The following is a 13,207-nucleotide window of genomic DNA, read 5'->3' as shown; positions in this document are numbered from 1 at the left end:
TCAGTCGCGGCCCTGGATCAGGCGCCCCGTGATGCCGGGCTCGTCGCGCAATGGGAAGAAATACGGGTAGAACGTGCGCTCGCCCGGGGCCTGCTCCATCTGCCCGCCGAAGCGCCGGATCTGTTCGCCCATATAGTCCAGCTGCAGCCGCAGCAGCACGGCCGGAGCCCCCACGCGCGAACAGGGCCGCTCGCCGCCGAAGTCGCGGAAGCCCAGCATGCGCTTGTAGAACATCACATGACGCGGATTGACCTCGATGACGTAGTCGCTGTAGCCATGGATATTGTGGGCGTAGATATAGGAGATGTGGATCAGCGCGGCAAAGACGCGCTTGCTGACGTCCTTGTCGATGGCGAGCCGCGACGGTTCGCACAGCCGCCGGCCCTGGGCCCGTAATGCGTCCAGCTCGTCGCGAAAGTTCTCATCGGCGGGCAGCCCCAGCTTGGGATCGTCCAGGCACAGCGACATGGTACCGACCGTGACGCCGCCCGTTTCCGCATACAGCGTGATGCGGTTCGGAACATGGGTCGTCTCGGGGTCCACGTCGTAGCCGCGCCAGCCATACATCTTGCGGAGCAGTAAGCTGGCCGCCTCGCGCTTGCCGGCCGTGCTGGCCATCCGGATGTGGAAGACCTGCGTATCGATGGGATGCGTATAGGCAGTGGCCGTCTCCTGCGGTTCGCGGATGACGAGGTCGCGCAGCTTTGCCGCGGCTTCAAAGGAAATGATGGTGTCGTCCAGTGGCTGCACAGTGTCTCCCGTGTCATGAAAGGTCATGCACATCAGACCGCTGTCGGCGAGCAAAGTTCCGCCCGCGTCGGACTTTTTTTCATTTCTTGCCACGCTAGTCCCAGGCCATTCGCAAGTGCTTGATTTTCATAAGGATCGGGCAAGTGGCACGAATGCTGCTGAACAGGAAGCGTCGGCACAGAGACTGGGGCCGTAACCACCACCAAGGAGTAGGACGCCATGTACATCATCAGGAAAGGTTTTCTGGTCACCGCAACCGTTGCTACGCTGGGCGTCGCCGCCATGGGCAGCGCACGGGCGGACACGTTCGCCACGGCCATTCTGGACATCAACAACTTCCGGCTGCTGCATTCGAACGGCGCTGCCTACAGCACCGGGGATTTCGCCACGCTGACCGGCACCAACGATGCGCACGCGACGGCCTCGCTGAACGGCATCTTCGCCAACGGGGCCGATTCGCGCCCGATCCTGTCCGGTGTGCAGCCGGATGTGGCGCATCAATGCGTCGGCGTACCGTGCCCGGCGCTGGGCGAGAACAATTTCACGCGCTTCGGCAATCCGCCGCCCGTACCTGGGAACTTCGGCTACGCCGACCAGCGCCAGATCGGCTCCGCCATCAGCATCGGCGGCGTGCCGGCCGGCGCGCACGCCACCACGCGGGCCGATGCGTCGACGTCGCAGAACATGCAGACGGCGTCCGGCAACTCCGACGTGGGCACGTCCACCACGTTCTCGTTCACGCTCGGGCAGTCGGACACGATGACGGTCTCGTTCGACGCCACGCCCTACACGGCGGCCTTCGTCTCGGCCGGCGCCGGCGCCACCTCGAACGCGAACGCGCGGCTGTCGTGGAACATCAATATCGTCGACCTGACGACGAACACCTCGGTGTTCACGTTCGCGCCGAGCGAGATCAACGGCTCCGCATCCGTCAGCCGCACGGACGGCGACCCGGGCCTGCTGCAGTACAACGCCGCCGGCACGATGTTCTCCTTCACCAGTACCACGCCGCTGCTGGCCGCCGGCACGACCTACCAGATCACGATCCAGCACAACACGCTGGCCAACGCCCTGCAACAGGAAGTGCCCGAGCCGGCCACACTGGCGATCGTGGCGGCGGGCCTCCTGAGCATGTCGCTCGTCAGCCGTCGCCGCAAGTTCTGAGGTGGGCGGCGCACCGTCGGAAAACTTGACGGTGCGCCGTTTTTGACGCGTCTCAACCGGTCATCGCATTCCCGCCGAGGTGCCGCAGCCCAGCCATATAATCGGACTCGGACAGGTTGCGTTCCCGGAGAATCCCCAATGGAAGAGATCATCGCCCAGCTGCAATCCGGCCTGAAAGGGATCTGGAAGTATCGCTGGTGGGGTGTCGCGGTCATGTGGCTGGTGGCGACGCTGGGGTGGCTCAGGGTCTGCACCTTGCCGGACGACTACCAGACCACGGCCCGCGTCTACGTCGACACGCAAAGCATCCTGAAGCCGCTCCTGGCCGGCATGACGACGGTACCGAACGTCGAACAACAGGTGGCGATCATGAGTCGCACGCTGCTGAGCCGGCCAAACGTCGAGCGCGTCATCCGCATGGTCGACCTCGACATTGCCGCGCGTAACCCGCGCGAGCACGAGAAGCAGGTGGACGAGCTGATGCAGAAGATCCGCATCGGCGGCACCAGCACCTACGACATCTACACGATCAGCTACAGCAACAGCAATCCCCGCCTGGTGCGCGACGTGGTGCAGTCGCTGCTGACGATCTTCGTCGAAGGCAGCTTCAAGGGCAAGCGCGGCGAATCGGAAAAGGCCGTGCAGTTCATCGACGACCAGATCCGCGCCTACGAGGAGAAGCTCGTGGCCGCGGAGAACTCCCTCAAGGATTTCAAGCTGAAGAACGGCTTCCTCCTGCCGCGCCAGGGCATCGACTATGGCGCACAGCTGTTGATGTCCTCCGATGCGCTGAACAATGCCAGGCTCGAACTGGTCGAGGCCGAGCAGGCGCGCAACGCCATCGGCGCACAGGCGGCGGGTGACGAACCCATCCTTGGCACGGAGCCGGATCCGGCAATGATCGACAATCCGGAGCTGGACAGCCGCATCGGCGCCCTCAACAAGTCGCTCGATGCCCTGCTGCTGCAATATACGGAAGCCCACCCCGACATCATCTCGACGCGCCGCCTGATTGCCTTGCTGGAGGAACGCAAGGTGCAGGAAGCGAAGAAGCGGGTGGTCTCGGCCGATCCGGGCAAGCACTACAGTCCCATGCTGCAGCAATTGAAGGTCGCGCTGGCCGAGGCCGACGCAAGGGTCGCGGCCGTCAAGGCGCGCGTCGCGGAAATGCAGGCGCGGCACGACACGCTGCTGGAGCGCAGCAAGGCGGTACCGGAAGTGGAGTCGCAGCTGGCCCAGCTGAACCGCGACTACCAGGTCAACAAGGACAACTACGAAAAGCTGATCAGCCGGCGCGAAGCGGCCAAGTTGTCCGGCGACCTCAGCACTACGACGGAGATCATGAGTTTTCGCATCATCGATCCCCCGACGTTGCCATTGCGCCCTACCGGCCCCAAACGGCCGCTGCTGTACAGCGCGGTGCTGGCTGTCGCCGTACTCTCCGGTGCCGCTTCTGCTCTGCTGATCAGCCAGGTGCGCCCTACCTACCTGAGCCCGCACCAGTTGCGCGAGGCCACCGGGCTGCGCGTGCTCGGCACCGTCGCCATGAACTGGACCGACGCGCAGTTGCGCCGGCGCCGGCGCGGGCGAATCGGCCTGGGTGCCGGTGTCGCCTGCCTGGTGGCGTCGTACGGCGGTGTGATGGCCATGGCGCTTCTTCATTCTTAGCGAGCTACGCATGATGCCTATCGACCATCTCCAGCGCACGGAACCCATGCTGGCCGGCGCCGACGCCCGCTTTGCCGAAATCGACCTGGCGCGGCTGCGGCGCCTCGGCATGGTGACCCACGACGGCGACCGCACCAGCGTCGCGGAAGACTTCCGCATCATCAAGCGCCCTCTATTGCGCAGCATGCGGGGCGCCGATGACCAGCCCGTCCGGCATGGCAACCTGATCGTCGTCACCAGCGCCCTGCCGGGCGAAGGCAAGACTTACTGCGCCATCAACCTGGCGATGAGCATGGCAATGGAACGGGACACGACCGTACTGCTGGTCGATGCGGACGTGGCCCGGCCATCGCTGCTGGCCGCGCTGGGCCTGGCGCCCCGGCCCGGCCTGATGGACGTGCTGCTGGATGACAAACTCGACCTGGCCGACGTGATCCTCCGTACCAATGTGCCCGCCCTCAGCATCCTGCCGGCTGGCCGGCGCAACCGCCATGCGACGGAGCTGCTGGCCAGCCGGAGCATGACGCGGCTGCTGGAAGACATCGCCAGCCGCTACCCCGACCGCATCGTGATCTTCGATTCGCCGCCGCTGCTGATCACGACGGAGGCCAGTGTGCTGGCTGCCCAGATGGGCCAGATCGTGCTGGTGGTGGAAGCCGAGCGCACCACGCACGGCGCGGTGCGCGAGGCGCTGCGGCAGGTGGAAGGCTGCCCGAACGTCAACCTCATCTATAACAAGACCGCCTCGTCCGGCGGCACCGACTATTACGGCTATTACGACCAGGAGGCCCCATGTTCCCGATGACGTCGTTCCTGTTCCTGGCCGCGACCGTGCTGCTGTGCGGCTATACGCTGCACAAGGTGCGTTTGATCCACCTGCTGCTGCACGACGTGCGCGACCGCTCGCAACGCGACAATGCCGGCCTGTTCCGCCAACTGGAGGCGCTGCAGGGCCTGTACACGGACCTCGGCCTGCGGCACAGCCTGCCGGACACCCGTGGCTGGGCCGCGTCACCGGACTTCCTGCTGATGCTGGCACGCCATGCGCTGGCCGAGAAGCCGCGCGTCATCGTCGAATGCAGCAGCGGCACGTCGACGGTGGTGCTGGCGCGCTGCCTGCAACTGAACGGAGCGGGCAAGCTGTACAGCCTGGAGCACGAGCCGCACTATGCGGCCCAGACGCGGCGGCAACTGGCCCGCCATGGTTTGTCGGAATGGGCCGTCGTGCTGGATGCGCCGCTGAAGGCGCAGGATTTCGGCGACGCCACGTGGCCCTGGTACAGCACCGATGGCTTGCCCGACGGCGCCGGCATCGACATGATCGCCATCGACGGGCCGCCGCAAGCGACGCGCGCACTGGCCCGCTATCCCGCCGGCCCGGCCCTGTTCGGCCGGCTGGCGCCGGGTGCGGCCGTGTTCCTGGACGATGCGGGCCGGCCGGACGAACAGCTGATCCTGCGTCGCTGGGCGGAAGAGTATCCGGAGATGGAGCAACACCAGCCGGCATGCGAAAAAGGCGCCGCCGTGCTGTACTACCGGCCGCGGGCCTGAACCCTGGCGCGGCCGGCGCCGCCGCCGCTGGCATGCTACGCTGGCGCTTTTTCCCCTGCCGCCATTGCCATGCCACCTGCACGCTTCACCATCGAACTGCTGCCCCGTCTGGAGCGGCAGCAACTGGTCCACTGCGATTTTTCCTTCGACGTGGAGGCGGTGGCTGTGCCGCCTTTCGACGGCGATGACATCGCCGCCGTCGTGCCGGTTGCGCCGTATCGCAAGGACTACGGCGACGCGGACGAGCTGGCGCCCGACGCCGACGGCGCATTGTTCGTGGCCCGACCGACTGTATCCACGGCTGCGGACACCACGTCGCCGCTACTCGGCTATGTCCTGGTCAGCCGCGACTGGACGGGATTCGCCCTCATCGACGACCTCGCGGTGGACCGCAGCCAGCGCGGCCTGGGTATCGGGCAGGCGCTGATGGACGCTGCGCGCGACTGGGCCCGCGCAGCCGGCCTGGCGGGCTTGCGGCTGGAAACACAGTCGACCAACGTGGCCGCCTGCCGCTTCTACGCGCGCCTGGGCATGCGCCTGGGCGGCGCCGACCGTCTGCTGTACGCCGGCTTCCCCGACCTCGCGCACGAGACCGCGCTGTTCTGGTACCTGCGGTTCGGCGATAAGGCGTGACGCGGACCAGTGCACCGCCCGGATGCGCAATGCTGCCTGACCGCGCAATGCTGCCTGACCGTTATGTGCGCCACACTGGCGCCCGGTAATGCGGCGTATCGTGTCCGGATGGTGAATGTATCGTCGAAGAAGCTCTACGCCATGCAGCGGATGTCGCGGGCACTGGAGCGCGCGGCCGCTGAACGGCCCTTTGGAAGCGTCACGGATCGAGCCCTGCGCTGGGCAGCTGCATGGGGGATGGCATCCGGGATCCGCACGCCGCACGCACGTCTGCGCCTGCGGCGCAGCACGCTGGTCGGCGTGGTGCCGTGGGAATGCGACGGCGGCGGCGAAGGCAACGACGCCGAGGCGGCCTCACCCTGCTAGTCAGGCGTCCCCCGCCGGCAGCTCACCCGGCCACGGTGGCCCCGGCCACCACCACGCGATTGCGGCCGTCGCGCTTGGCGGCATACAGCGCGGCGTCGGCCTCCTGCACCAGCATCTCGGCGCCGATCCCGGAATCCGGATAGGCAGCCACGCCCAGCGACGCAGTTGCCGTCAGCACCTGGGCATTAAACTGCAGATGCAGCCCGGCGATGGCCGCACGAATCGCCTCGGCCCGCTCGGCCGCCTTGTCCAGGCTGCAATCGGGCATCAGCACGACCAGTTCCTCGCCGCCATAGCGGCATGGCACGTCGCCCGCTCGCACCGACTGCTTCAGGATCGTCGCCACGCTGCGCAGCAACAGATCGCCGCCCTCGTGACCGAACGTGTCGTTGACGCGCTTGAAGTGATCCAGGTCGATCATCAGCACCGCCATCGGCATGCCGCGGCGCTCCGCGCGGCTCAGCTCCCGTTTCAGCGTTTCGTCGAGATAGCGGCGGTTGTACAGCTGGGTCAGCGGATCGATGACGGACTGCAGCCGCAGCGAGACGCGTAGCTCGACGTTGCTGAGCGCGAGCGCTGCCTGTTCGGCCAGCTGCAGGATCCAGGCGCGATCGTCGGCGCTGTCCGGTGCCGCCAGCGCCGCGCCCTGCAGGGTGATGAAACCGATCACATTACCTTGCGTAACGAGCGGCACGCACAGCCGCGGCGACGACGCGTCTGTCGCCGCCGCATGGCCGCAGCGCAGCGCATGGCCATGCGCGTCATCGTGCGCGCTGCCCTTGCGCAGCGCCCAGCACTCGAGCGGCTCGATGATCTCGGGGTCGTCGGCCGTCCCCCAGCTTGCCTTGCGCTCCAGGACGTCGCGCGAATGACGGTACAGGTACATCGAACCGCACAGGCCGGGCAGCAAGCGATGGAAGAAGCGCGCGACAATGCTGGCGCTCTCGTCCGTCGTCTCGGCCAGCTCCAGCGCCTGCAGCATGTCGCCGCCACCCAGCAGTTGCAGATTGCGCTTCTCCGCCACGGCCGCGGCGCGGCGCAGCTGATCGGAGGCCTCGTTGGCACGGCTTTCCGCGGCCAGGCGCTGGGTCAGGCCGCGGTTGGCCGCAAACAGCACGGCGACGATCAGGGCGATGTCGGCCAGCGTGGCGATGCTGGCCAGGCTGGCGGCCCGGGCTGCGGACGACGTCAGCGTTTCACGCAGGTCGGCACGGTGCAGCGCGTGCTCCGACACCTGTTCGCTGATCAGGCTGCGCAGCTGGTCCATATAGGTCTTGCCGCGGCCGGAATCGATCAGCTGCCGGGCCGCCTCGAAGCCGCCCTCGTCGCGCACCTTGATGACCTGCGCCATGTAATCCAGCTTCTTGCTGGTCAGCGTATCGATCTGGTCCAGCACCATCCGCTCGGCCGCCGTGGTCTGGCGCTCGCGCAATTGCGCGCGCAGCGCGGGCAACAGGCCCAGCGCCGCGTTGTACGGCTGCAGGAATTCCGCGCGCCCGGTAATGACGTAGCCGCGCTCGGCCGCCTCGGCATCGGACAGCAGCGTCAACATCGTCGCATACTGCCGCTCGACCGCCGAGGCATGCTTCAGCTCGGTCATGACCCCGCGTACCTGGGCGTTAAGAAAATACGGCCCGATCGCCACCAGCGACATGACGGCGATCACGCACGCCGCGGACAGCTTCAGCTTGTTTTCAAGTTTCATCGAGATCAGTGGCAGCGCCGGCTGGTGCGAGGCCTGGCACGGGAAGGCTGCGGGAGCGGGGCAGAGACGCCAGTGTAACAAGCGCTAATCGGCGGATGCCCCCTACCCGCTTACGCGCGGCGCGAAAACAACAGCCGTGCTGGCCAATCACCGATGCCTGACAAGAAGCGGCGTGGGGATATGCCACCGGGATCGCCGGCCTGTGCCGTTGGCACGGCCAGACTGGTGGTGATCCCAGCATGCCCTGGGCGTGCGGAAGGGACCCGCTGAGAGCAAGACTCCTGGCGACAGCTGGTGTCTCGACTAGCCGCCATGGCCGGGTGGGCGACGCAACAAGGAAGGTCCGACAACGCTGCACGATGCGCAGCTCGTTACCACCGCCTGCAGCTCAAAGCTGTACGGCACGCTCAGCGCCTCCTCGCCGCGCACGCTTTCGGCGAGCAGCGCAACGAGCGATTCGTGCATGAGGGACGGGTGTTGCAAGAAATATACGTCAATCGCGGATTACACATGAGTAGGAAGTTTTTTGCAAGAAAGAATTGCTCCAGTCCTCTTCTTTTGCCCCATGCCGGCCCATGACAGGCCCCGCGCCCACCGCTATAATCTCCGCCTTCGCCCAGAGGTATGCCATGTCCCTACTTGACCACCAGCTCGAACTGCTGTCGCCCGCCAAGACCGCCGAAATCGGCCGCGAGGCCATCCTGCACGGCGCGGATGCCGTCTACATCGGCGGTCCCGCGTTCGGCGCCCGCCACAACGCCAGCAATCCGCTGGAGGACATCGCCAGCCTGGTGCGATTCGCGCATGGCTACCGCGCGCGCATCTTCGTGACGATGAACACGATCATGCACGACGCCGAACTGGACCTGGCGCGCAAGCAGATCTGGCAGCTGTACGAGGCCGGCGTGGACGCCCTCATCATCCAGGACATGGGCCTGCTGGAACTGGACCTGCCGCCGATCCAGCTGCACGCCAGCACCCAGTGCGACATCCGCACGGTGGAGAAGGCGAAATTCCTGGGCGACGTCGGCTTCTCCCAGCTGGTGCTGGCACGCGAGCTGACGATCGAGCAGATCCGCAAGATCCGCGCCGACGTCGATACCCCGCTGGAATACTTCATCCACGGCGCCCTGTGCGTGGCGTTTTCCGGCCAGTGCTATATCTCGCACGCCGACACGGGCCGCAGCGCCAACCGCGGCGACTGCTCGCAGGCCTGTCGCCTGCCGTACACGCTGTCGGACGGCCAGGGTCGCGTGGTGGCCTATGACAAGCACCTGCTGTCGATGAAGGACAACGACCAGAGCCGCAACCTGGAGGCGCTGATCGACGCCGGCATCCGCTCGTTCAAGATCGAGGGCCGCTACAAGGACATGGGCTACGTGAAGAACATCACGGCCCACTACCGCCTGCTGCTGGACGAGATCCTGGAGCGCCGCGCCGGCGGCCCGGCCGCGTTCGAGCGCGCGTCCAGCGGCCGCACCCAAGTGCTGTTCACGCCGGACGTGGACAAGAACTTCAACCGCGGTCACACCGACTACTTCGCCACCGGCCGCCAGGACGATATCGGCGCCTTCGATTCGCCCAAGTACCTGGGCGTGCAGGTCGGCACCGTCAGCAAGGTCGGCACCGACCACTTCGAGCTGCTGACGCAGGCACCGCTGGCCAACGGCGACGGCCTGAACTACATGAACAAGCGCACCACGGTGGGCATCCAGGCCAACACGGTGCAGAAGCTGGGCGAGTCGGACGAAGGCCAGCGCTGGCGCGTGTATCCGAACGAGGTGATGACCACCCTGCCCGGCCTGAAGGCCGGCACCGAGATCTCGCGCAACCGCGACCACCAGTGGGAAGCGGCGCTGAACAAGAAGTCGTCCGAGCGCAAGGTCGGCCTGCACCTGACGCTGGCCGAGATCGACGGCGGCCTGCGCCTGACCGTGCGCGACGAGGACGGCATCGAGAGCGCCACGAACGCCCAGCTGGCCCTGCAGCCGGCCCAGCAGGCGAGCCAGGCCGAGGCCGGCCTGCGCGCCAGCCTGTCCAAGCTGGGCAACACGATGTTCGTGGCCGACGGCGTCACCTTGCGGCTGTCGCAGCCGTGGTTCGTGCCGGCCGCGGCCATCAACGCGCTGCGCCGCGACGCCGTCGCCGCGCACGAGGCCGCCCGCCTGGCCGCCTGGGACCGCCCGGCGCGCAAGGCCCCGGCCGAGCCGCCGGCCGTGTATCCGGACACGCAACTGTCCTACCTGGCCAACGTAGTACAACGAGAAGGCGCGCGCGTTCTACCAGAAGCACGGCGTGCAGCTGATCGACGCGGCCTACGAGGCCCATGAGGAGCCGGGCGAGGTGTCGCTGATGATCACCAAGCACTGCCTGCGCTTCTCGTTCAACCTGTGTCCGAAGCAGGCCAAGGGCGTCCAGGGCGTGCAGGGCCAGGTGCGGGCCGAGCCGATGACCCTGGTCTCGGGCGACGAGAAGTACACGCTGCGCTTCGATTGCAAGCCGTGCGAGATGCACGTGGTGGGCGCGATGAAGCCGCACATCCTGCGTTCGGCGCCGCCCTCGGCCGTGCCGTACAGCCCCCTCACCTTCCACCGCCAGCGCCCGCGCGCCTGAGGCTGCCGATCCGCCGCGCACGATGGGAACCAGCCCGTCGTGCGCAGCGACAATCGGGGACAGCCTCAATTTCCGAGGGAAAATGCCGGCCCTTGATTCGCGAGATCGGAGGCTGTCGCCGAATTCTCCTCACCTTCCCCCGCCAGCGTCCGCGCGCCTGAGCGACGCGGCAGGACCTGCCGGGTTCGGCCGAAATTCCTTTTTGCAACGCAACCTGCTCAGCAGTAATGTCCCAAATTTAACATTTGCGGGCAATTTGTCCTATTTCTTCAATATGTTGCGTCAAAACCGCGCGCACGGTTGCGCACGCCTTTGACAATGTTGACGTCCAACAAACACCGTGTGAGGATGATCTCACGCCCGTGCCAACCCGGCCGGGCACCCTCTCTACTCTTATCAGGAGATCTGCATGAGCTGGAATCACATGGTCAAGATTGGCGGTACGGTGGTCGCAACGGCGTTCTGCATGTCGGCGTATGCCGCATCGGGCATCGTGGCAAGCATCAGCACGGACAAGCAGTCGCTGGGCCCTTCGGACGACCTGGTCGTCAAGGTCACGCTGACCAACACGTCGTCCGTGCCGCAGCGCCTGCTGAAATGGCAGACCCCGTTCGGCGCGATCGAGGAATCGCTGTTCGACGTCAGCCGCGACGGTGTGCCGGTGCCGTATGAGGGCAAGCACGTTAAGCGTCCGGCGCCGCGCGCTTCCGACTACTTCACGATCCAGCCAGGCAAATCGCACACCGCCACCGTCGAACTGTCGTCGCTGTACGACCTGTCGGCCTCGGGCGACTACGCGATCCGCTTCGTCACCAAGGCCGCCGACAGCGCGACCGACAAAGGCGACAAGGGCGCCAACGCCGCCAAGGCGGCAGCGCAGGACGACGACCTGGTCAAGTCCGAAGCCGTGCAGGTGTGGATCGACGGCTCGAACATGAAGAAGCAGGCCCCGGCACCTGTTGGCGAAGGCCTGACGTTCAGCTCGTGCAGCGCGTCGCAGCAGACGTCGATCACGTCGGCCATGTCCGCCGCCCGCACGATGGCCAACGGCGCCGTCAGCTACCTGAACGCCGGCAACCGCGGCACCCGCTACACCAAGTGGTTCGGCACCTACGACGCGACCCGCTACGCGACCGTGCGTTCGCACTTCGTGAACATCAAGGACGGCCTGGACAACAAGCCGGTCAACGTCGACTGCAGCTGCACGGACAGCTACTACGCCTACGTCTACCCAACCCAGCCGTACAAGATCTACGTCTGCAAGGCGTTCTGGAGCGCGCCAACCTCCGGTACCGACTCGAAAGGCGGCACGCTGGTGCACGAGATGAGCCACTTCAACGTGGTGGCCGGTACGGATGACTGGGCCTACGGCCAGTCCGCCGCCGCCTCGCTGGCGACGAGCAACCCGAGCCGCGCTGTCGACAACGCCGACTCGCACGAATATTTCGGCGAGAACACCCCGGCGCTGAACTGATTCGTCAGTCCGGAGGATGGAAGGCCGCGTTCGCGCGGCCTTTTATATTGGCGCTGTTCGCGTTAAGTATCCTCAGCGCGCCGTGTACGTGAAGCTGACGGCCGGCGCCACCAGCGGCGCGGCGCCGCTGCCAGCGACCAGTGCCTGCACGTCGCCCCCAGCCACGCCTTCGTACGCCAGGCGGTACTCGTGCTTACCCGGCGCGAACGCATACGCCGGCGTGATGTCGATGCTGTGCCGGTGCGTGGCGCCGGGCGCCAGTGTCAGGAAGTCGTCCGCCGTCAACGGCCCGCGCTTGACCATGCGGCCCTGGTACGGGACCGGTTGGCCGGTGCGCGCGTCGCGCACGTCGAACAGCCGGCCGTCCAGCTGACGCGCCGATGCCAGCGCGCGCGGCACGTAGGCCGGCAGCTTGCCCCGGTTCTCCAGCCGCACGTCGACGCGCACGTGGCCGTCGCTGCTGTCCACCGCCAATTGCACGCCCACGTCGCTCATCGCCTGTCCTTCCGCCCGTCCGTTGTCATGGATGCCTGCCGCCAGCAGCAGGGCCAAGGCCAAGGCCGAGGCCGAGGCCGTGGCCGAACTCGTTGCCGTTTTCCTCACGTCTGCCTCCGATCCGTTGTGCTGCCACCGAGTATACGCGCGGCAGCGCCGTCGGGTTGACCGGGCCCGGACGGTGCGTCCGCGCGAACATTCCGCGTGGCAACTAAAAAGAGCAAATCAACAACCGCGCGACGGTAGAACTGTCGCTATAATTGTCGCGCTATTAACAGTATAAGGACGATAATGAAGAGGCTTGCCCTGCTGGCGGCATTCGCGGCCCCCGCCGTCGCGTTTGCCAACCCGTTCCAACTGATCGAGTCGCAGCCGCTCGGCGAGCTGTGGGTCAATCCCGGCTTCTACTCGTACCACTTCCAGCGCGACAAGAACTTCGACGACACCAACCCCGGCATCGGCGCCGAATACCGCTTCTCGACGGTGGCCTCCGTCACGGCGGGCCGCTTCCACAACAGCGACCGCGCCATCTCGAACTACGTCGGCCTGTACTACCAGCCCGTAGCGATCGGCCCGCTGCGCATCGGCGCCGTCGTCGGCGGTTTTGACGGTTACCCGAAGATGCGCGACGGCGGCTGGTTCCTGGCCGCGATCCCGGTCGTCAGCGTGGAGTACGACAGGTTTGGCGTGAACTTTGCTATCGTACCCACATACAAGGACCGCCTGCACGGCGCCCTCGCCATCCAGCTGAAGTTCAAGCTGTTCTGATCGCCATCGCGCCCACGCCA

Annotated in this window: 11 protein-coding genes and 1 pseudogene; 9 read left to right on the top strand and 3 right to left on the bottom strand. The window is 66.3% G+C overall.

All coding sequences use genetic code 11. From position 1 onward, the window contains the following. The gene (locus E7V67_013065) at window positions 1-750 is read right to left on the bottom strand and encodes a long-chain N-acyl amino acid synthase (GenBank protein WUR15990.1); all 750 of its coding nucleotides are present in this window, start codon (window positions 748-750) and stop codon (window positions 1-3) included. 219 nt (window positions 751-969) lie between these two features. On the opposite strand from E7V67_013065, the gene E7V67_013060 reads away from it, so the two are divergent. From E7V67_013060 to E7V67_013035, 6 genes are all read left to right on the top strand, one after another. Then, the gene (locus tag E7V67_013060; protein WUR15989.1) at window positions 970-1,914 is read left to right on the top strand and encodes an EDSAP-1 family PEP-CTERM protein; all 945 of its coding nucleotides are present in this window, start codon (window positions 970-972) and stop codon (window positions 1,912-1,914) included. Window positions 1,915-2,052: 138 nt separating this feature from the next. After that, window positions 2,053-3,582 carry a GNVR domain-containing protein gene (locus E7V67_013055; protein WUR15988.1) on the top strand — a complete coding sequence of 510 codons (1,530 nt, stop codon included), beginning with the start codon at window positions 2,053-2,055 and terminating at the stop codon, window positions 3,580-3,582. A 10-nt stretch (window positions 3,583-3,592) separates the two neighbouring features. Continuing rightward, a complete protein-coding gene (locus E7V67_013050) occupies window positions 3,593-4,387 on the top strand; it encodes an XrtA-associated tyrosine autokinase (GenBank protein ID WUR15987.1) in 795 nt (264 codons plus the stop codon). Then, a complete protein-coding gene (locus E7V67_013045) occupies window positions 4,375-5,133 on the top strand; it encodes a class I SAM-dependent methyltransferase (protein WUR15986.1) in 759 nt (252 codons plus the stop codon). Before E7V67_013050 ends, E7V67_013045 begins: the two co-directional genes overlap by 13 nt. A 69-nt stretch (window positions 5,134-5,202) precedes the next feature. Then, window positions 5,203-5,766 (top strand): GNAT family N-acetyltransferase, encoded by a 564-nt coding sequence (locus E7V67_013040; GenBank protein ID WUR15985.1) that lies wholly within the window; start codon window positions 5,203-5,205, stop codon window positions 5,764-5,766. A 237-nt stretch (window positions 5,767-6,003) separates the two neighbouring features. Then, on the top strand, window positions 6,004-6,132 hold the full coding sequence (locus E7V67_013035; GenBank protein WUR15984.1) for a hypothetical protein: 129 nt from the start codon (window positions 6,004-6,006) through the stop codon (window positions 6,130-6,132). Window positions 6,133-6,154: 22 nt separating this feature from the next. Here the strand turns inward: E7V67_013035 and E7V67_013030 are convergent, their stop codons facing one another. Then, entirely contained in the window at window positions 6,155-7,837 is a 1,683-nt protein-coding gene (locus tag E7V67_013030; GenBank protein ID WUR15983.1) for a diguanylate cyclase, read from the bottom strand. A gap of 629 nt (window positions 7,838-8,466) precedes the next feature. Here E7V67_013030 and E7V67_013025 point away from each other — a divergent pair. Both E7V67_013025 and E7V67_013020 read left to right on the top strand, forming a co-directional pair. Next, window positions 8,467-10,450: pseudogene (locus E7V67_013025) on the top strand (U32 family peptidase). Window positions 10,451-10,859: 409 nt separating this feature from the next. Continuing rightward, window positions 10,860-11,924 (top strand): M35 family metallo-endopeptidase, encoded by a 1,065-nt coding sequence (locus tag E7V67_013020; protein WUR15982.1) that lies wholly within the window; start codon window positions 10,860-10,862, stop codon window positions 11,922-11,924. A gap of 72 nt (window positions 11,925-11,996) precedes the next feature. Here the strand turns inward: E7V67_013020 and E7V67_013015 are convergent, their stop codons facing one another. Next, a complete protein-coding gene (locus E7V67_013015) occupies window positions 11,997-12,527 on the bottom strand; it encodes a hypothetical protein (GenBank protein ID WUR15981.1) in 531 nt (176 codons plus the stop codon). 183 nt (window positions 12,528-12,710) lie between these two features. Here E7V67_013015 and E7V67_013010 point away from each other — a divergent pair, with 183 nt between their 5' ends. Then, window positions 12,711-13,187 (top strand): hypothetical protein, encoded by a 477-nt coding sequence (locus E7V67_013010; GenBank protein ID WUR15980.1) that lies wholly within the window; start codon window positions 12,711-12,713, stop codon window positions 13,185-13,187. The last annotated feature ends 20 nt before the right edge of the window (window positions 13,188-13,207 follow it).

This window comes from [Empedobacter] haloabium, assembly GCA_008011715.2.
Taxonomy (GTDB): domain Bacteria; phylum Pseudomonadota; class Gammaproteobacteria; order Burkholderiales; family Burkholderiaceae_D; genus Rugamonas; species Rugamonas haloabia.
Note: the sequence above shows the minus strand (reverse complement) of the source record. Positions and strands in the feature narration are given on the sequence as shown.